The following is a 17,933-nucleotide window of genomic DNA, read 5'->3' as shown; positions in this document are numbered from 1 at the left end:
AGGTGCAGTTTTCCTCAACTAGGGCGATAACGCCTCGGCTGCGAGGCGGGAGGGCGGGCTTGACCTCGGGATACTGCTGCGTCACCGATTTGCGCAGCATGTGACGAAGGGTGATGGACAACCCTTTTGCCAGTCCGACTCCCGGTATCCGCGCCATGGTTCAACATCATGACGCACTTGGCCGCGCACGTGAATGTGCAGGAGCGTTGTCCCCAGTTTTTCCACAGCCGTCCACAGGCTGGCGGGAGGTTATCCACAAGCTGTGTGCTTGCCCGGTATGAACCACAGCAGGGCGCTAGTCTCTCGGCCATGCAGCAGAGCCATCAAGTCCGTCCCAGCGGCGGGGCGTGGGCAGCCGCCGTTGTGTGGGCCTGCCTGCCCCTGTTCACGTGCGGGCTGGCGACCCCGTTCAGCATCGGGTTCGCGGCTTTCTGGCTGCGGAGCCTCTGGCACGTACTCGCCGCGTCCGGCTATCTGGTCGCGATCGGCTCGTTCGTGATCGCGGCCCTCGCGTACAACGACTTCGACGACATTCCTCAGCCGCTGGCTGGGCTGGTGTCGCTGGGGCTGCTGGTCAGTTGGATCGGCGGGGTCATTCACTCGGGGATTCTGGTGCCGTTCATGGTGCGCGCGCGGCTCAGGGCGCCCGCGTACAAGCGGGTGGATCTGCGGCAGCGGACCACAGCGCCCACCGTTCACTCCGCCCATCACCGCCGGCCCGGGGAGCCGGAGTGGATCGGGCACTATCGGGTGCTCCAGTCGCTCGGGCGCGGCGGGCAGGGGTCGGTTTATCTGGCGACGGCGCCCAACGGGGTGCGGGTGGCCGTCAAGGTGCTGCGCGATCTGGTGGATGAGACGGCGCGGGCCAGGTTCGCGCGGGAGGTGGACGCGGCCCGGCGGGTGGCGACGTTTTCCACAGCCCGGGTGCTCGACGTCAACATCAGCGGGCAGCACGCGTACATCGTCAGCGAATACGTGGCGGGGCCGTCGCTCGAGCAGCTCGTACGGAAGCACGGGCCGCGTGACGAGGACAGCCTGACGCGGTTGGCGTTGTCCACAGCGGGGGCGCTGGCGGCCATTCACAAGGCGGGGGTCGTTCATCGCGATTTCAAGCCGAGCAACGTGCTGATCGGGCACGATGGGCCGCGTGTGATCGACTTTGGCATCGCCCGGGCGCTCGATCAGGTGACTGTGACGTCCGGGAAAATGATGGGGACGCCGCCCTACATGTCGCCTGAGCAGTTGACGGGGGAGGCGGTGGGGCCGGCTTCTGATGTGTTCAGCTGGGCAGTGACGATCATGTTCGCGGCTACTGGGCGGCCGGCGTTCGGGGAGGATACGGTGCCTGCTGTCTTCAACCGGGTGCTGACCGTTCATCCGGATTTATCGCCGTTACCGCCTGCGTTACGGGGGATTGTGGGGGCGTGCCTCAACAAGCGTCCTGAGGATCGGCCTTCGGCTTCTGATGCGATGCTGGCGATCATTCACTGAGCGGAGTGGGCTTGTCCTGGCGCGCTTCGCCCAGGCGGAGGTCGGCCATGACCTCGTTGCCGTGGGTTATCTGGAGCTTGTTCAAGGATTTGCCGGCCAAGTATGGACCGCCCGGGAGGACCTGGCGGATTCTCAGGTGAGGACCTTGATCACGCCGGTGAGGGCCAGTTGTACGAGGGCCAGCGGCACCAGGACGGCCCAGGCGAGCTTCTGGAGTTGGTCCTCGCGCAGCCGGGGATAGGTCACCCGCAGCCAGATCACCACGAATGCCAGCAGAAAGACCTTGACCAAGGTCCACGCCCAGCCGGGCAGGAACGGGCCGTGCCAGCCGCCCAGGAAAAGCACAGTGGTCAGGAAGGACAGGACCACGATGCCGGCGTACTCGGCGAGCATGAACAGGGCGAAGCGCATGCCGGTGTATTCGGTCATCGGGCCCATGATGATCTCGGACTCGGCGATCGGCATGTCGAACGGGGGGCGGCGCAGCTCGGCCAGGCCGGCCAGGAAGAAGACGACGCCGCCGATCGCCTGCCACGGCAGCCACCACCATTGCCACGCCTCGACGATCCCCGGAATCGACAGCGTGCCCGCGGCCATCGCGACGGAGGAGGCCGCCAGGACCAGAGGCAGTTCGTACGACATGAGCTGGGCGGCCGAGCGCATGCCGCCGAGCACCGAGTATTTGTTGGCCGACGCCCAACCGGCCATGATCGAGCCCAGCACGCCGATGCCCATGACGGCGAGGACGAAGAAGAGGCCGAGGTCGAGGTTCACCGCCACGAGGTCGCGGTCGAGGGGGATGGCGATCAGCACGACCAGATACGGGACGAGCGCCACGCCCGGGGCGATCATGAAGATGCGGCGGTCGGCCGCGGCCGGGATGACGTCCTCCTTCTGCGCGAACTTCACCCCGTCGGCGATGAGCTGCGCCCAGCCGTGGAAGCCGCCCGCGTACATGGGGCCCAGCCGCGACTGCATGTGCGCCATGACCTTGTGCTCGGTCTGCCCCACGATCAGCGGCAGCCCCAGGAACACGACGAGGATGACGGCGAAGCTCAGCACCACTTCAAGCATCGGGCTGCCCCCAGTCGGCTGGCACTCCAGGCGGAAGCGTTTTGCGGCGGCTCGGGGCGCCGTGTCCTGACTCGCCGGGCTCCTTGGCGCCGGGCCACGGCTTGGCCACGCGGGCGGCCAGGATGAAATCCTTGCGCAGCGGGTGGCCTTCGAAGCCGTCGGGGAGGAGCAGGGGGACGAGGTAGGGGTGGTCGTCGAAGATCACGCCGAACATCTCGTACGTCTCGCGCTCGTGCCAGTTCGCGCCCCGGTAGACGCCTACGGCGCTGGGCAGGTGGGGGTTTTCCCGGGGTACGCGGGTGCGGAGCAGGAGGCGTTCGCCGGCGGTCGGGTTGTAGACGTGGGCCACGACGAGGAAGGCGTCCGGCGGGTCGTCCACGCCGGTCAGCCAGTCGAAGAAGGCGTGGTCGAGGTCGTCTCGGACGAACGTCAGCAGCTCGATCCAGTCGGCGGGGGCGACGTCGATGGTGGTGTCGCCGTACGACTCGGAGATCTGGGCCCGGTCGCCGAACCGCTCCGAGATCGCGCTCACGCGTCCTCCGAGTGGGAGCGGGACCAGACGTAGCGGTCGCTGAGCTTCTCCCCCGCGATCTTCTCCTGCAGCTTCATGATGCCGTACAGCAGCGCCTCCGGCCTGGGCGGGCAGCCGGGGACGTAGACGTCCACGGGAACGATCTGGTCCACGCCGTTCGTCACGCAGTAGGAGTCCCAGTAGGGGCCGCCGCTGTTGGAGCAGGCGCCGAACGAGATCACGTATTTCGGGTCGGGCATCTGCTCGTAGAGGCGCTTCACGGCGGGGGCCATCTTGTCGGTAACCGTCCCTGAGACGATCATGAGGTCGGCCTGCCTCGGGCCGTTCGCGAACGGGATCACGCCGAATCGGATGAAGTCGTGCCTGCTCGTCGATGTCGCGATGAACTCGATCGCGCAGCAGGCCAGCCCGAAGTTGAACACCCACAGCGAATAGCGCCGGCCCCAGTTGAGCACGAAGCGCATCGGCTTGGGCGCCAACCTGGAGATCGGGCCGACTGTGGGCATCGGGAGGTCCGTTGCTGCCATGCCGCCCATTCTTGCGCGGATCGCAGGTCAGGCAAAGGTGTCTCTCTCCAGCCGGTCAGGTCCAGGTCAGTACGCGTTTGCGCCAGGCGTACACGATGCCCAGGGCGATGAAGCCGAGGAAGACGAACATCTCCATCAGCGTCGTCAGGCCGTAGCCGGGCGCGTCGAAGACCGTGGCCCAGGGGAACAGGAAGACGGCGTCCACCGCGAACACCACGTACAGGTACGTGAAGACGTAGTAACGGACCTGCGACTGGGCCCAGCCCTCCCCGACCGGGTCGACCCCGCACTCGTACGTGGTCAGCTTTTCGGGGGTGGGCCTGCTCGGGCGCAGGAGACGGTTGGCCAACAGGGCTCCGGCCACGATGGCGACACCGATGGCGAGCAGCGCGGCGACGAGCACGTAGGACCCGAAATAGCCGTCCATGACGGGATAGTAACCCGCCCAGCCCCGCCCGTCCCGTGCAGTCCCGTTCTCCGGTCCGGCCCGAGCCCCGTTCCCAGCTCAGGCCAAGGGTAGGTCAAAGCCTCGACGTGATCGCACAAAATCGGTATATAAGGCAAGATCAACCCCATAACGTGACATCCATGCACAAGTCGCGATTCTTCACAGGAATCGCTCTGCTGACCCTCTCGGCAGGCGGATGCGGCCTGGCGACCGCCACCCCCGAGCGGGGCGTCGTGGTCCCGGCAGAGCCGACGATGATCGACTTCGTCGATCCGGCCACCGTCGTCGGCCTGACCACCAGGACCATGACCGAAGGCGACGCCACCGGCAGCCGATACGTGCATATCAACTACCCCGAGCTGGTCGACGCCCCCGCGCTCAACCGGACGCTCCGAGCCCAGGCCCAGCGGCAACTCCGCGACTTCCGCGACCGCACCGGCGCCGCCGTCTACAACCCGCGCCCCGAGCTGAACGTGGACTGGCAATTCGCCGCCGCCTCCTCCCAAGCGGTCGGGGTACGGCTGCGTACCGGCGAGTTCCTGGGCGCCACCTGGGGAAATTCCACGCGTACCTATTGGTTCGACCCGCGTAACGGCAAGGCCGTCGATTCCACCGGGCTGCTCGCCGGGAAGAGCGCGTTGGAGCAACTCGCGGTGCTGGTCAGGGAGCAGCTCAAGGGGCGCGGGGCGCAGATCGAGCGGGAAGGCGTGACGGCCGGGGGCGACGAGTTCGACTCCATGGCCTTCAACCGGAGCGGGGACCTGGTGGTCGAGTTCGACGACTGCCAGATCGGGCCGTGCTCGCTCGGCCGGCTGGCCGTGGCGGTGCCCGGCGGGCAGGTGGCGCCGTTGTTGTCCGAGCTGGGGCGCCAGGCTCAGGAGAGCGTGCGGGAGGCGGCCGGGAGCACGCTGTCCGACGCGCCCGAGATGGACTCGCCCGAGATGACGGCCACGACGAGCCCCCATGCCGTCAGCACCCGCGCGGGCACCGTGGACTGCGCCAAGACCAAGTGCGTGGCGCTGACGTTCGAGGACGGGCCGGGCCCCCATACCGGGAGATTGCTCGACATCCTCCTGCAGAACCAGGCGCGGGCCACGTTCTTCCCCGTGGGCAGCAACGCCGCCGCGCAGCCCGGGTTGTTGTGCCGGATGAGTGAGGAAGGGCACCTGGTCGGGAACCACAGCTGGTCGCACACGGACCTGTCGAAGCTGCCGACCAGCAAGATCGCCGACTCGATCGGGCGTACCGATGACGTGGTGTCGTCCGCCATCGGGCAGACGCCCACGCTGGTACGGCCTCCGTACGGGGCCGTGAGCACGGACCTGCGGAACGTCGCCGCCAAGATGGGACTGTCACTGGTCACCTGGGACGTCGACGCCAGGGACCAGTTCGGGGGCAAGGCGGCCGACATAGCGGACCGGGCTGTGCGCGCGGCGCATCCAGGTGCGATCATTCTTATGCACGACATCCGTCGGGAGTCCGTTGACGCGGTTCCGGACATCCTCAAAAGGTTGCGTGGGAAGGGTTACAGCTTCGTCACCGTTCCTGAGTTGTACGGCTCTGCGGGGATGCAGGCCGGACGCTTGTACAGGTCGGGGAACGAGCTGCCGGGTAAGCGGCCCCTGACGTAGCGCACGTGCTGGGGGGACGTATAGTTGGCGATCGTGATCCGAACCGTCCTGTTCGCCCGCCTGCATGTAGACCTCTGCAGGCTCGCGTCCGGACTGTGTCGTCGTTCTCCCACCTCACCCTGACTCCGACCGCGACCGCGTTACCCGCTTTTGGCGGCACGCAAACGCGTGACCTTCTGAGGATCTAGCATGGATACAGAGAACGCGCCCAAAGCAACCGCGCATTGGCGCGTCGAGGAGGACTGAGCTGTGGTAAAGCAGGTCCAGCAACTCGATCGGGTGATCATCAGGTTCGCTGGAGACTCCGGCGACGGCATGCAGCTCACCGGCGACCGCTTCACCGCGGGCACGGCGGAGTTCGGCAACGACCTGTCGACGCTCCCCAACTTCCCCGCCGAGATCCGCGCACCCGCAGGCACCCTGCCCGGCGTGTCGAGCTTCCAGCTCCACTTCGCCGACCACGACATTCTCACGCCCGGCGACGCGCCGAACGTGCTCGTGGCCATGAACCCGGCCGCGCTCAAGGCCAACCTCGGCGACCTGCCACGGGGCGCCGACATCATCGCCAACACCGACGAGTTCACCAAGCGCAACCTGCAGAAGGTCGGCTATGCCGCGAACCCGCTGGAGGACGACTCGCTGAGCGAGTGGCGGGTGCACGCGGTGCCGCTGACGTCGCTCACCGTGAAGGCTCTTGAGGGTTTCGACCTGTCCAAAAAGGACGCCGAACGGTCGAAGAACATGTTCGCCCTCGGCTTGTTGTCCTGGCTCTACCACCGGCCGACCGAGCACACGATCAAGTTCCTCGAGCAGAAGTTCGCGAAGAAGCCCGACATCGCCAAGGCCAACATCGCGGCCTTCCAGGCGGGCTGGAACTTCGGGGAGACCACCGAGTCCTTCTCCGTCTCGTACGAGGTCAAGCCCGCGCGGCTGGCTCCCGGTGTCTATCGCAACATCTCCGGTAACCAGGCCCTCTCCTACGGGCTGATCGCGGCCAGCGTGCAGTCCGGGTTGCCGCTGTTCCTGGGGTCCTATCCGATCACCCCGGCCAGCGACATCCTGCACGAGTTGTCCAAGCACAAGCGGTTCGGGATCCGTACCTTCCAGGCGGAGGACGAGATCGCGGGCGTCGGCGCGGCGCTGGGGGCCGCGTTCGGCGGGGCGCTCGGCGTGACCACCACGTCGGGTCCCGGCGTGGCGTTGAAGGCCGAGACCGTCGGGCTGGCGGTCACCACCGAGTTGCCGTTGATCGTCGTGGACGTGCAGCGGGCCGGGCCGAGCACCGGCATGCCGACCAAGACCGAGCAGACCGACCTGCTGATGGCCATGTTCGGCCGCAACGGCGAGTCGCCGGTGCCGATCGTGGCCCCGATGTCGCCGAGCGACTGCTTCGACGCGGCCATCGAGGCGGCCAGGATCGCCGTCAAATACCGCACGCCGGTCATGCTGCTCTCGGACGGCTACCTGGCCAACGGCTCGGAGCCCTGGCGCCTGCCCGAAGTTTCCGAATTGCCCGACATTTCGCAAGAATTCACCACTGCCCCGAACGGCGCCGACGGCGAGTTCCTGCCGTTCAAGCGTGACACCGAGACCCTGGCCCGCCCGTGGGCCATCCCCGGCACGCCGGGTCTGGAGCACCGCATCGGCGGCATCGAGAAGGCCGACGGCACCGGCAACATCTCCTACGACCCGAACAACCACGACCTGATGGTCCGCACGCGAGCCGCCAAGATCGCCGGCATCGACGTTCCCGATCTGGAGGTCGACGACCCCGACGGCGACGCGAGCGTGCTGGTGATCGGGTGGGGCTCGACGTACGGGCCGATCGCGGCGGCCGTGCGGCGGATCAGGAGAAGCGGCGGCAAGGTCGCCCAGACCCATCTGCGCCACCTCAACCCGCTGCCCGCCAACACCGGCGAGGTCCTCAAGCGCTACGACAAGGTGCTGCTGCCCGAGATCAACCTCGGCCAGCTGGCCCTGCTGCTGCGGGCCCGCTACCTCGTCGACGTGATCAGCTACAACCGTGTGCGCGGGCTCCCGTTCAAGGCCGAGGAGCTGGCCGGAGTCATCCAGGACGTGATCGACAGTGACTGAGCTCGTCAACGGCAAGGGGCTGACCCTCGTCCCGAAGACCGACGTGAAGCAGAGCCTCAAGGACTTCAAGTCCGACCAGGAGGTGCGCTGGTGCCCGGGGTGCGGTGACTACGCGATCCTGGCCGCGGTGCAGAGCTTCCTGCCCGAGCTGGGGCGCAAGCGCGAGAACATCGTGTTCGTCTCCGGCATCGGGTGCTCGTCGCGGTTCCCGTACTACCTCAACACGTATGGGTTCCACTCCATCCACGGCCGGGCGCCGGCGATCGCGACCGGGCTGGCCGCGTCCAGGCCCGACCTGTCGGTGTGGGTGATCACGGGTGACGGCGACGCGCTGTCCATCGGCGGCAACCACCTGATCCACGCGCTGCGGCGCAACGTCAACCTGAACATCCTGCTGTTCAACAACAGGATCTACGGGCTGACCAAGGGTCAGTACTCCCCCACGTCCGAGGTCGGCAAGATCACGAAGTCGACGCCGATGGGGTCGCTGGACAAGCCGTTCAACCCGATCTCGCTGGCCATCGGCGCCGAGGCGTCGTTCGTGGCCCGTACCCTCGACTCCGACCGCAAGCACCTGCAGTCGGTGTTGCGCGAGGCCACCGCGCACCGCGGCACCTCGCTGGTGGAGATCTACCAGAACTGCAACATCTTCAACGACAACGCCTTCGAGCAGCTCAAGGACCCCGGCCTCCGCGACGACATCACGCTGCGGCTGGAGCACGACCAGCCCATCGTGAGCGCCTCCAAGGCCGTCGTACGGGCCGCGAACGGCGGCATCGAGGTGGTGGCCCGCGACAGCGTGAGCGCGGACCAGATCCTCGTGCACGACGCGCACAACCCCGACCCGTCCGTGGCCTTCGCGCTCAGCAGGCTGGACGAGCCCGCGTTCGAGCACGTGCCGATCGGCATCTTCCGCAGCGTGGACCGCCCGGCCTACGACGTGCTCATGGCCGAGCAACTCGAAGAGGCCGTGACGCAGAAGGGGCCAGGCGATCTGAGTGACCTGCTGCTGGGTGGCGACACCTGGCGCATCGCCTGACATTCGCGATTTGATGGGGCCTGCTCGTTCGAGCGGGCCCTTTTCGCGTGTCCGCCGGCTGGAGAGGGGCGCTGCTCGTGGCGTGGCAAGGCAGGCGGGTCCTGGTGACCGGGGCCTCGGGGTTCATCGGGGCGCACCTGGTCAGGCGGCTGGCCGAGCTGGAGGCGGACGTCCATGGGGTGAGCAGGGGCGCGGGGCATCGGGTCGATCTGCGGGACGCCGAGGCCACGGAGGAGTTGTTCGCGGCCGTGCGTCCCGAGGTGGTCTTCCATCTGGCCGGTGAGGTGAACGGGGCCAGGGACGTGTCCGTCGTGCGGGCCACGCTGGAGGGGAACCTCGCGGCCACGGTCAACGTGCTTTCGGCCGCTTCCGGGTGCCGGGTGGTCCTGGCGGGGTCGAGCGAGGAGCCCCGGCCGGGTAACGGGCATTCGGCGCCGCCTTCGCCGTACGCGATGGCCAAGACGGCGGCCACCGGGTACGCCGAGCTGTACCACCGGCTGTGGGGCCTGCCTTACACGATCGTGCGGCCGACCATGGTGTACGGGCCCGGCCAGCGGGACACCTCCAAGCTGGTGCCGTACGTGACGCTGGCGCTGCTCAGGGGTGAGAAGCCGCGGCTGACCAGCGGGGCCAAGCTGGTGGACTGGGTGTACGTCGATGACGTGGTCGAGGCCTTCGTGCTCGCCGGGCTGAGTGAGCGAGCGGTCGGGCAGGCGTTCGACGTGGGCACGGGGACGCGGGTGCCGGTGCGGGAGGCGGTCGAGCTGCTGTACCGGATCGCCGGTGCGGAGTCGGCGCCGCCGTTCGGGGCCGTCGCCGACCGGCCGCTCGACGTGCCGCAGACGGCCGAGCTGGGCCCCGCGCTGGAGCTGATCGGCTGGGAGCCGGCCATCGGACTGGAGGAAGGGCTGCGCCGGACAGTGGAGTGGTACCGGCGATGAGGCCCGTGCGGGTGGGCCTGGTCGGGGCGGGGATCTGGGCGCGGGCCTTCCATGCGCCGCTGCTCGCGCGGGGCCCCGAAACGCGGCTGGCCGGGGTGTGGACGCGGCGGCCGGAGGCGGGCCTGGCGCTGGCCGAGGAGTTCGGCGTGCCGTACTGCGCCGGCTACCGCGACCTGCTCGACAGGTGCGAGGCCGTGGCGTTCGCGGTGCCGCCGGACGTCCAGGCCGAGCTGGCGGCCGAGGCGGCGCGGGCCGGGCGGGCGCTGCTGCTGGACAAGCCGCTCGCCCTCGACCTGACCGCCGCCGAGGAGCTGGCCAGGACCGCCGACGCGCACGGCGTGGTGACCCAGCTCGTGATGACGAACAGGTACCGGCCCGCCGTGCGCGAGTTCCTCGCACAGGCACGCGACTTCCCCGTCATGGGCGCGCGGGCGAGCCAGCTCACCGGGGAGTTCCTGGCAGGGCCCTTTCTCGACCACGCCTGGCGGGTCCGGCGCGGCGTGCTCTACAACACCGGGCCGCACGGGCTGGACCTGCTCGACGCGGCCGTCGGGCCGATCAAGGAGATCAGGCCCGCGGGCGATCGGCACGGGTTCCTCGCGCTCACCTGCCTGCACGAGGGCGGCGCGATCAGCCAGCTCTTGTTGTGCGGCAAGGTGCCGGGGGTGGGCAAGCGCACGGTCTACGAGCTGTACGGCCCGCGCGGCGAGCTGGTGCTCGACTTCTCCCGGATCTCGAACGACTCCGAGCAGACCAGGGCGGCGTTGCGGGAGGAGTTCGCGGCGGCGGTGAGGTCGGGCCGGTCGCATGCGATCGACGTGCACAGAGGAGTGCACCTTCAGCGGCTGTTAGACCAGGTCTGGCGGGACTTGTAACGGTCCGGGGGAAACGCCGGATACACAAGAGCTGAGCCGGACTGGGGAGACGGTAATGACGCTGACGGGGTCGATCATCAACCTCACCGTTCATGGCATAGGTGACACCGATCGGCCCCTCGATCCGGGTGAGGACACCACCTGGGTCAGCGTCGAGCAGTTCGAGCGGGTGCTGGACGCGGTCGTGGACCGAAAGGACGTACGCATCACGTTCGACGACGGCAACGCCTCCGACGTGGAGATCGCGCTGCCCAGGCTGCTGGAGCGCGGGTTGCGCGGTGAGTTCTTCGTGCTGGCCGGGCTGATCGGCGAGCCCGGCAGGGTGACGGCCGGCGGGGTCGGCGAGCTGGTCAGGTCAGGCATGCGGGTCGGGTCCCACGGCTGGGGGCACCGCGACTGGCGGCGGCTCCACCCGGGCCAGGTCGGCGAGGAGTTATCCGGCGCGCAGCGGGTGATCGGGGAGTTATGCGGGCATCCGGTGACGCGGGTCGCCATTCCGTTCGGGTCGTACGACAGGCACGTGCTCGGCAGGCTGCGTAAGGCGGGCGTGACCTGCGCGTACACGAGTGACGGCGGGCGGGCGGCCCCCGGCTCGTGGCTGCAGGCCCGCAACAGCCTGCGCCATGACCTGGACGAGCGGTGGATCCGCCAGGTGCTCGACGGCCGGCCGCCGCCGGCGCAGCGGGCCAGGAAGGCCGCGGCGCGGCTCTACAAGCGGGCTCGGGGCTGACCCGGATGCGCGTCGCAGTGGTGATCGTCACCTACAACAGCGCCGACGTCCTGGATGGCTGCCTGCGCAGCCTCGCGGAGGGCGCGCGGGGGGTGGAGCTGGCCGCGGTCGTCGTGGCCGACAACGCCTCGGCGGACGACTGCCTGGCCATCGCCAAGCAGGCCACGGAACTGCCGATGATCACGGTGCAGCTCGGCAGGAACGCCGGGTACGCGGCCGCGATCAACGCCGCGGTGGACACGCTGGACCTGGACGAGCTGGACGCCGTCTATGTGATCAACCCGGACTGCAGGCTGGTCCCGGGGTCGATCGCACCGCTGGCCGAGTCGCTGCGAACCCCGCACCGAGGCATCGCGGCGCCGTACATGGTCAATCCCGACGGATCCCTGCAGCCGTCGTTGCGCAGGACGCCCACGGTCGGCAGAGCCGTGGTGGAGGCGATCATCGGCGGGGACCTGGCCGGGCGGCTGGGAAAGCTGGGCGAGCTGGTGACCAACCCCCGCGAGTACGAGCGCCCCGGCGCGTTCGCGTGGGCCACGGGCGCGGCGATGTTGCTGTCCGTGCCCGCCATGCGCGAGATCGGACCGTGGGACGAGTCGTTCTTCCTCTACAGCGAAGAGACCGAATACTGCCTGCGGGCCGCCGACCTGGGCTGGCTCACCTGGTACGAGCCCGCGTCCGTGATCGAGCACATCGGCGGCGACTCGGGCACGAACCCGGCGCTGGCCGCGCTGCTGATCGTCAACAAGGTGAAGTTGTTCCGCAGGCGCAGGGGCAGGCTGGCGGGAGCCGTCTACTACCTGGCCGTGCTGCTCGGGGAAGGCGCGCGGGCGCTGGCCGGGCGGAAGATCTCCAAGGTGTCGTTCGCCGCGCTGCTGCGGCCCTCGCGCGTGATGACGGCCTCATGAAGAGGTTCGACGAGCTCACGACGGAGGAGCTGGACGCCTGGCACAAGCTGCGGGCGGCCAACCCCGCGCTGGACAGCCCGTACTTCCATCCGGGTTTCGCGGCGGCGGTGCACGAGTTCGAGGCCGTGCACGTGGCCGTCTCCAGGGACGAGCGCGGGGAGATCACCTCGCTCATGCCCTGCCACCGTGACGGCTCGGTGCTGCGTCCCGTGGGCTGGCCGGGGGCCGACTTCCAAGGGCCCGTGCTCGCGCCGGGCACCGCGTTCCGGCCGCTGGAGCTGCTCGGACGCGGGGTCCGCGGGCTGGAGTTCGACCACCTGCTGGAGCAGGAGGGTTTCGAGCCTTGGATCGTTTCACGCCGGGCCTCGCCGTACGTGGACGTGACCGGCGGGCTCGACGGCTACCTGGAGCGCGCCTCGCGGACGGGCAAGGACAACATGGGACAGGCCAGACGCCGTACGGCCAAGGCCGGGCGCACCCTGGGCCCTGTCCGCTTCGAGGCGGACACGGTCGACCCCGAGGCGCTGGAGCAGGTCGTCCGGCTCAAACGCGCCCAGTACGCCGCCACCGGGGCCAGGGACTACTTCGCCGAACCCGGCAGGATCGAGCTGCTCACCAGGCTGCTGCACACCCGGGACCCCTCGTTCGGCGGCGTGTTGTCGACGCTGCACGCGGGCCCGCACCTGCTGGCCGCGCACTTCGGGATGCGCTCGGGCGGCGTGCTGCACTGGTGGTTCCCCGTCTACGACCCGGAGCACTCCGGGCTCGCCCCCGGCTGGATCCTGCTGCGCGAACTCGTGGCCGCCGCGCCCGCGCTCGGCCTCACCCGCATCGACCTGGGCCGGGGCGACGACGAGTACAAGCGCCGGGCCAAGACCGGCGAGAGCGTCGTCTGCCAGGGCCTGGTCACGCGCAGTCCGGCGCGGCTGGCCGTGCGCAGGGCCCGCGACTCGCTGGTCGCCACGGCCAGGCGGTCGGAGCTCCTGCGGCGGCTCGCGCACAAGATCAGAAACCTGTAACGCTCCAACAAGCTGATCCGAACAAATTAGGGTGAGCCGGGAGAGGCATGACAAATGCCTTGGGCCCTGCTCTTTACGCGACGGGGGAGGGGCCCGGACCGTGAGAATCAGTGTCTTCGGACTCGGTTACGTCGGTTGCGTGTCGGCCGCCTGCCTGGCCTCGATGGGGCACGAGGTCGTGGGCGTGGACGTCAGCCAGACCAAGGTGGATCTCATAACCTCGGGCCGCGCGCCCGTCGTCGAGGATCGCATCGGCGAGCTCACCGAGCAGGTGGTGCGGGCCGGGACGTTGCGGGCCACCACCGACGCCTCGGAGGCTCTGCACGCGACGGACATGTCGCTGGTCTGCGTCGGCACGCCCTCGGCGCCGAACGGGAGCTTGTCGACGCTCTACCTGGAGCGGGTGGCCGAGGAGATCGGCGGCGCCATGAAGGGCGGGCACACCGTGGTGTTCCGGAGCACCATGCTGCCGGGCACGTGCGAAAGTCTGCTGGTCCCGATCCTGGAGGCGGCGTCGGGGCTGCGGGCGGGGCGGGACTTCGGGGTGGCGGTGAACCCGGAGTTCCTGCGCGAGGGCACCAGTGTGCGGGACTTCTTCGAGCCGCCCAAGACCGTGATCGGCGAGAGCGACCCGGCCACGGGCGAATCGGTGGCCGCGCTGTACGACGGCTTGCCGGGCGAGGTGTTCCGGGTGCCGATCGCCGTAGCCGAAATGACGAAATATGCGGACAACGCCTTTCATGGGCTCAAGATCAGCTTCGCGAACGAGCTGGGCGCGGTCTGCCAGGCGCTGGGGTTGGACTCGCACCAGGTCATGGACGTGTTCCTGGCCGATCGTAAGCTCAACATCAGCCCGGCGTACCTGCGGCCCGGGTTCGCGTTCGGCGGCTCGTGCCTGCCGAAGGACCTGCGCGGCCTGGTCTACGCCGCGAGGAGGGCGGACGTCTCCGTACCGCTGCTGTCGCATGTCCTGCCCTCCAACGAGGCGCACCTGCAGCGGGCGTTCGAGCTGGTCGTGGCCGCGGACAGCCGCAAGGTGGGGTTGTTCGGGCTGTCGTTCAAGCCGGGCACCGATGACCTGCGCGAGAGCCCGCTGGTCGAGCTGGCGGAACGGCTCCTGGGCAAGGGCTACGACCTGCGCATCTACGACGAGAACGTGACGTTGTCGCGGCTGATGGGCGCCAACCGGCAGTACATCGAGCAGCGGCTCCCCCACCTGGGCGATCTGCTGACCACCTCGGTCGACGACGTGCTCGCGCACGCCGACGTGTGCGTGATCGGCTCACGGGAGCCGGCCGTGCTCGACGCCGTCGAACGCGCGGGCACCCGTACGATCATCGACCTCGTCCGCCTCCCCGACGCAGCAGAGCGCCGGGCGACTCCTGGATATGTGGGCCTTGCCTGGTAGAAGAGCACTCATCCTGGTCGAGAACCTCTCCGTGCCGATGGACCGGCGGGTGTGGCAGGAGAGCGTCACGCTGCGCGACGCGGGCTGGGAGGTGCACGTCATCTGCCCGCGGGGCGCCAAGCAGGACACCGAGCCCGAGGCGCTGATCGACGGCATCGCGATCCACCGCTACCCGCTCACGGCCGCGACCGGAGGGCCGCTCGGCTACCTCAAGGAGTACGGCTCCGCGCTCTGGCACACGTTCCGGCTGGCCAGGAAGGTGGGACCGGTCCACGTGGTGCACGGGTGCAACCCGCCCGACCTGTTCTTCCTGGTGGCGCGGCGGCTGGCCGAGAGGGGGACGCGGTTCGTGTTCGACCAGCACGATCTGGTGCCGGAGTTGTACCTGTCGCGCTTCGATCGGGGGGAGGACCTGCTCTACCGCGCGGTGTGCCGTCTCGAGCGGCTCACCTACCGGGCCGCGCATGTCGTGATCGCGACCAACGAGAGCTACCGCGAGGTCGCGCTGAGCAGGGGCGGGAAGCGGCCCGACGAGGTGTTCGTGGTGCGCAGCGCGCCCGCGGTCGAGCGGTTCCACCAGGTGCCGCCAGACGAGTCGGTCAAGCGCGGCAAGCCGTACCTGCTGTGCTATCTGGGCGTCATGGGACCGCAGGACGGGGTGGACTACGCGCTGCGCTCGCTGGCCCGGTTGGAACGGGACGACTGGCACGCGGTGTTCGTCGGGGGCGGTGACACCTTCGACGCGATGGTGGCGCTCTCCGGGGAGCTGGGGCTGGCCGACCGGGTCGAGTTCACCGGGCGCATCCCGGACGAGGACCTGATGCGCTACCTGTCCACGGCCGACGTGTGCCTGTCACCCGACCCGCTCAACCCGCTCAACGACGTCTCCACCATGAACAAGGTCATGGAGTACATGGCCATGGCCAAGCCGATCGTCTCCTTCGAGCTGCGCGAGGCGCGGGTGTCGGCGGGCGAGGCGGCCGTGTACGCGCCGGCCAACGACGAGGCCGAGTTCGCGAAGCTGATCGCGTACCTGCTGGACAACCCGGATGAGCGGCGCAGGATGGGCGAGATCGGCCAGGCGCGGGTCAGCGGGCCGCTGTCCTGGGAGCACTCACGCAAAGCCCTCATCGCCGCGTACGAAGCCGCCTATCCGAAAGAGAACGCATGAGTGCATACAAGTGGCTGCGGCGCAACGTCGGCCAGCTCCTGTACGAGCGCAGGTACGGCGTACGGACGGCCGAGCGCGTCGACCTGGCCGACATCGGGCTGGACGGCGAGGACCGCGTCTACTACGCCGCGCTCAACTGGCGAGCCCTGCGCAGGGTGCTGCCGAAGAGCGAGGTGAGCGAGCGGGACGTGTTCGTGGACTTCGGCTCCGGCATGGGCCGGGTGATCGTGCAGGCCTCCCAGTACCCGTTCAGGAAGGTGATCGGCGTCGAGCTGTCCGCCGAGCTCACCGACATCGCCAGGGACAACGTGCGGAACATGCGGGTGCGCAGGCGCTGCGGCGAGATCGAGCTGATCGCCTCCGACGTGCTCGACTACGACATTCCCGACGACGTGACGGTGGCGTTCTTCAACAACCCGTTCCGGGGCAAGATCTTCAGCGAGGTGGTCGATCGACTGGTCGCCTCGGTGGACCGGGCGCCGCGACCGGTGCGGATGATCTACGGAAACCCGCTGGAGGAGCCGTACCTGATGAGCACGGGACGGTTCCGTCACCTGCGGACGATCGACCTGAAGCCGGACCCGCTCGGCCCGCCGTTCGGGACGATCAGGACCTACGACCTGCTGCCGAAGTGATCATTTACGGGTCGTCCCCCACCGGGCGCGGCCGGGGCGGCGGAACGCGGTCAGCGCGCGGTCGAGCACCAGCACCGTCAGGTAGCAGGCCGCGTCCAGCGAGCTCACCTGGCGGCTGCGCACCAGCGCGCCCACGGCGGCGAGCCGGAGGCCGCTCAGGGACACCGGGCGGCCGAGGCTGGCCAGTTGCCTGTTGCCGAGCCGCACGCGGATCCTGCGGCGCAGGTAGGCGGCGACGGTCGGGGCCGGACGTACGATCGACGTGGCCTCCGGCACCGAGACCCGCTCGCCGTCCAGGAAGCTCCCGTGCACCCAGCCGTCGTCAGACAGCACGTCGGGCACCGGGAAGGCCCTAGCGTGCCCCTCCTCGTCGAGCACGTAGACGCCGGCCCCGGCCAGCACCCGGGTCGGCCTGACCATCAGGTCGTGCACCCGGTGCACCCGCCTGGCCACCCATCCGGCCCGCTCCAGATCCAGCACGGGCACCGGCGCGCAGCCCAGCACGCCGGGCCGCTTCGAGGCGGCCACGAGCGCCCGCGCGGACTTCGTGCTCAGCTCAACGTCGGCGTCCAGGTAGAAGCGCGGGAACGTCCGGCAGGCCGCGTCCCCCAGCCTGAGCGCGTGGGCCTTGCCCCCGACCGGCGTCTCGATCACCCGCACGCCCGCCGCCCCGGCCACGCCCGCGGTCCCGTCCACGCAGGCGTTGGCCACCACCACGACGTCGAACTCGCCCGGCTCCGACGCCCCGAGCAGAGCCGCCAGCCCGGCCCCGATGACCGCTTCCTCGTTGTGCGCGGGGATGACGACGCTCGCGATGGGATCCATCGGCCGGCCCTTTCGGAAAGGATGCATCGATGAGAGTAGAGCGGACCCCGCTCGACGGGGTGCTGCTGTTCGTGCCGTCGCCGCATCGCGACGAGCGCGGCCTGTTCACCAGGACGTTCGACGCGAGCGTCGCGGCCGGGCACGGGCTCGACCCGGCCGCGTTCCTGCAGGACAGCCAGTCGCGCTCGCGCGGAGGCACCGTGCGCGGCCTGCACGGCCGGTCGGGGCGCGGCGAGGCCAAGCTGGTGCGGTGCGCGAGAGGCGCCGTGCACGACGTGCTCGTGGACATCCGCCCGGGCTCGCCCACATTCGGGCGGCAGTTCTCGGTACGCCTGGACGACCAGGCCTTCGTCACCCTCTACGTGCCCGCCGGGTTCCTGCACGGCTTCCAGGCGCTGACGGACGAGGCCGACACCTGTTACCGGATCGACAGGGAGCACGATCCGGCGGAGGATCTGTCGGTGCGCTACGACGATCCGGACCTCAAGATCGACTGGCCGCTGCCCGTGGCAGCCATCAGCCCGCGCGACCTCGAGGCCGGCTCGTGGGCGCGGCTCGTCGAGCGTCTCGCCTAGGGGAGGGCGG

19 protein-coding genes are annotated in these 17,933 nt (G+C 69.2%); 14 read left to right on the top strand and 5 right to left on the bottom strand.

Annotated features, from left to right (window positions below):
* Positions 1–309: 309 nt before the first annotated feature.
* Positions 310–1,491, top strand: coding sequence for a serine/threonine-protein kinase (locus ACFLIM_RS20750; protein ID WP_393167758.1), 1,182 nt, complete (start codon positions 310–312; stop codon positions 1,489–1,491).
* Positions 1,492–1,623: 132 nt separating this feature from the next.
* Here ACFLIM_RS20750 and nuoH read toward each other — a convergent pair whose 3' ends face one another.
* From nuoH to ACFLIM_RS20730, 4 genes are read right to left on the bottom strand one after another with little or no spacing between them, the layout of a single operon-like run.
* Positions 1,624–2,565: an NADH-quinone oxidoreductase subunit NuoH gene (gene nuoH / locus ACFLIM_RS20745; RefSeq protein ID WP_393167756.1), complete on the bottom strand. Its 942-nt coding sequence runs from the start codon at positions 2,563–2,565 to the stop codon at positions 1,624–1,626.
* Positions 2,558–3,097 carry an NADH-quinone oxidoreductase subunit C gene (locus ACFLIM_RS20740; RefSeq protein WP_393167754.1) on the bottom strand — a complete coding sequence of 180 codons (540 nt, stop codon included), beginning with the start codon at positions 3,095–3,097 and terminating at the stop codon, positions 2,558–2,560. Before ACFLIM_RS20740 ends, nuoH begins: the two co-directional genes overlap by 8 nt.
* On the bottom strand, positions 3,094–3,624 hold the full coding sequence (locus ACFLIM_RS20735; RefSeq protein WP_449291477.1) for an NADH-quinone oxidoreductase subunit B: 531 nt from the start codon (positions 3,622–3,624) through the stop codon (positions 3,094–3,096). Before ACFLIM_RS20735 ends, ACFLIM_RS20740 begins: the two co-directional genes overlap by 4 nt.
* A gap of 55 nt (positions 3,625–3,679) precedes the next feature.
* Positions 3,680–4,051 (bottom strand): NADH-quinone oxidoreductase subunit A, encoded by a 372-nt coding sequence (locus tag ACFLIM_RS20730; RefSeq protein WP_393167752.1) that lies wholly within the window; start codon positions 4,049–4,051, stop codon positions 3,680–3,682.
* Positions 4,052–4,212: 161 nt separating this feature from the next.
* On the opposite strand from ACFLIM_RS20730, the gene ACFLIM_RS20725 reads away from it, so the two are divergent.
* The 12 genes from ACFLIM_RS20725 (at position 4,213) to ACFLIM_RS20670 (ending at position 16,523) form a co-directional block, all read left to right on the top strand.
* On the top strand, positions 4,213–5,703 hold the full coding sequence (locus ACFLIM_RS20725) for a polysaccharide deacetylase family protein (RefSeq protein WP_393167750.1): 1,491 nt from the start codon (positions 4,213–4,215) through the stop codon (positions 5,701–5,703).
* A gap of 33 nt (positions 5,704–5,736) precedes the next feature.
* Complete coding sequence (locus ACFLIM_RS20720) at positions 5,737–5,826, top strand: putative leader peptide (protein ID WP_360678002.1); 90 nt, start codon at positions 5,737–5,739, stop codon at positions 5,824–5,826.
* Between the two features lie 126 nt (positions 5,827–5,952).
* Entirely contained in the window at positions 5,953–7,797 is a 1,845-nt protein-coding gene (locus ACFLIM_RS20715) for a 2-oxoacid:acceptor oxidoreductase subunit alpha (protein WP_393167747.1), read from the top strand.
* Complete coding sequence (locus ACFLIM_RS20710) at positions 7,790–8,836, top strand: 2-oxoacid:ferredoxin oxidoreductase subunit beta (RefSeq protein WP_393167745.1); 1,047 nt, start codon at positions 7,790–7,792, stop codon at positions 8,834–8,836. Before ACFLIM_RS20715 ends, ACFLIM_RS20710 begins: the two co-directional genes overlap by 8 nt.
* Before the next feature lie 47 nt (positions 8,837–8,883).
* On the top strand, positions 8,884–9,777 hold the full coding sequence (locus ACFLIM_RS20705; protein ID WP_393167743.1) for an NAD-dependent epimerase/dehydratase family protein: 894 nt from the start codon (positions 8,884–8,886) through the stop codon (positions 9,775–9,777).
* Positions 9,774–10,652 carry a Gfo/Idh/MocA family protein gene (locus ACFLIM_RS20700; protein ID WP_393167741.1) on the top strand — a complete coding sequence of 293 codons (879 nt, stop codon included), beginning with the start codon at positions 9,774–9,776 and terminating at the stop codon, positions 10,650–10,652. The genes ACFLIM_RS20705 and ACFLIM_RS20700 overlap by 4 nt, the downstream gene beginning before the upstream one ends.
* A gap of 55 nt (positions 10,653–10,707) precedes the next feature.
* Positions 10,708–11,382: a polysaccharide deacetylase family protein gene (locus tag ACFLIM_RS20695; RefSeq protein ID WP_393167739.1), complete on the top strand. Its 675-nt coding sequence runs from the start codon at positions 10,708–10,710 to the stop codon at positions 11,380–11,382.
* 5 nt (positions 11,383–11,387) lie between these two features.
* On the top strand, positions 11,388–12,290 hold the full coding sequence (locus ACFLIM_RS20690; RefSeq protein WP_393167737.1) for a glycosyltransferase family 2 protein: 903 nt from the start codon (positions 11,388–11,390) through the stop codon (positions 12,288–12,290).
* On the top strand, positions 12,287–13,309 hold the full coding sequence (locus tag ACFLIM_RS20685; protein WP_393167735.1) for a GNAT family N-acetyltransferase: 1,023 nt from the start codon (positions 12,287–12,289) through the stop codon (positions 13,307–13,309). Before ACFLIM_RS20690 ends, ACFLIM_RS20685 begins: the two co-directional genes overlap by 4 nt.
* 100 nt (positions 13,310–13,409) lie before the next feature.
* Positions 13,410–14,717 carry a nucleotide sugar dehydrogenase gene (locus ACFLIM_RS20680; RefSeq protein ID WP_393167733.1) on the top strand — a complete coding sequence of 436 codons (1,308 nt, stop codon included), beginning with the start codon at positions 13,410–13,412 and terminating at the stop codon, positions 14,715–14,717.
* Complete coding sequence (locus tag ACFLIM_RS20675) at positions 14,707–15,888, top strand: glycosyltransferase family 4 protein (RefSeq protein ID WP_393167731.1); 1,182 nt, start codon at positions 14,707–14,709, stop codon at positions 15,886–15,888. Before ACFLIM_RS20680 ends, ACFLIM_RS20675 begins: the two co-directional genes overlap by 11 nt.
* Positions 15,885–16,523, top strand: coding sequence for a methyltransferase domain-containing protein (locus tag ACFLIM_RS20670; protein WP_393167729.1), 639 nt, complete (start codon positions 15,885–15,887; stop codon positions 16,521–16,523). Before ACFLIM_RS20675 ends, ACFLIM_RS20670 begins: the two co-directional genes overlap by 4 nt.
* Here the strand turns inward: ACFLIM_RS20670 and ACFLIM_RS20665 are convergent, their stop codons facing one another.
* The gene (locus ACFLIM_RS20665; protein ID WP_393167727.1) at positions 16,524–17,348 is read right to left on the bottom strand and encodes a glycosyltransferase; all 825 of its coding nucleotides are present in this window, start codon (positions 17,346–17,348) and stop codon (positions 16,524–16,526) included.
* A gap of 29 nt (positions 17,349–17,377) precedes the next feature.
* On the opposite strand from ACFLIM_RS20665, the gene ACFLIM_RS20660 reads away from it, so the two are divergent.
* A complete protein-coding gene (locus ACFLIM_RS20660; RefSeq protein WP_393167726.1) occupies positions 17,378–17,923 on the top strand; it encodes a dTDP-4-dehydrorhamnose 3,5-epimerase family protein in 546 nt (181 codons plus the stop codon).
* Positions 17,924–17,933: the final 10 nt, after the last annotated feature.

Origin of the sequence: Nonomuraea marmarensis (assembly GCF_043197025.1) — a bacterium.
GTDB classification, from domain to species: domain Bacteria; phylum Actinomycetota; class Actinomycetes; order Streptosporangiales; family Streptosporangiaceae; genus Nonomuraea; species Nonomuraea marmarensis.
Note: the sequence above shows the minus strand (reverse complement) of the source record. Positions and strands in the feature narration are given on the sequence as shown.

Excerpts from the sequence above, each read along its gene's own strand:
- ACFLIM_RS20690 (WP_393167737.1), top strand. The coding sequence starts at position 11,388 with ATGCGCGTCGCAGTGGTGATCGTCACCTACAACAGCGCCGACGTCCTG.
- ACFLIM_RS20670 (WP_393167729.1), top strand. The coding sequence starts at position 15,885 with ATGAGTGCATACAAGTGGCTGCGGCGCAACGTCGGCCAGCTCCTGTAC.
- ACFLIM_RS20735 (WP_449291477.1), bottom strand. The coding sequence starts at position 3,624 with ATGGCAGCAACGGACCTCCCGATGCCCACAGTCGGCCCGATCTCCAGG.
- ACFLIM_RS20750 (WP_393167758.1), top strand. The coding sequence starts at position 310 with ATGCAGCAGAGCCATCAAGTCCGTCCCAGCGGCGGGGCGTGGGCAGCC.
- ACFLIM_RS20725 (WP_393167750.1), top strand. The coding sequence starts at position 4,213 with ATGCACAAGTCGCGATTCTTCACAGGAATCGCTCTGCTGACCCTCTCG.
- ACFLIM_RS20665 (WP_393167727.1), bottom strand. The coding sequence starts at position 17,348 with ATGGATCCCATCGCGAGCGTCGTCATCCCCGCGCACAACGAGGAAGCG.
- ACFLIM_RS20660 (WP_393167726.1), top strand. The coding sequence starts at position 17,378 with ATGAGAGTAGAGCGGACCCCGCTCGACGGGGTGCTGCTGTTCGTGCCG.
- ACFLIM_RS20700 (WP_393167741.1), top strand. The coding sequence starts at position 9,774 with ATGAGGCCCGTGCGGGTGGGCCTGGTCGGGGCGGGGATCTGGGCGCGG.
- nuoH (WP_393167756.1), bottom strand. The coding sequence starts at position 2,565 with ATGCTTGAAGTGGTGCTGAGCTTCGCCGTCATCCTCGTCGTGTTCCTG.
- ACFLIM_RS20685 (WP_393167735.1), top strand. The coding sequence starts at position 12,287 with ATGAAGAGGTTCGACGAGCTCACGACGGAGGAGCTGGACGCCTGGCAC.
- ACFLIM_RS20695 (WP_393167739.1), top strand. The coding sequence starts at position 10,708 with ATGACGCTGACGGGGTCGATCATCAACCTCACCGTTCATGGCATAGGT.
- ACFLIM_RS20730 (WP_393167752.1), bottom strand. The coding sequence starts at position 4,051 with ATGGACGGCTATTTCGGGTCCTACGTGCTCGTCGCCGCGCTGCTCGCC.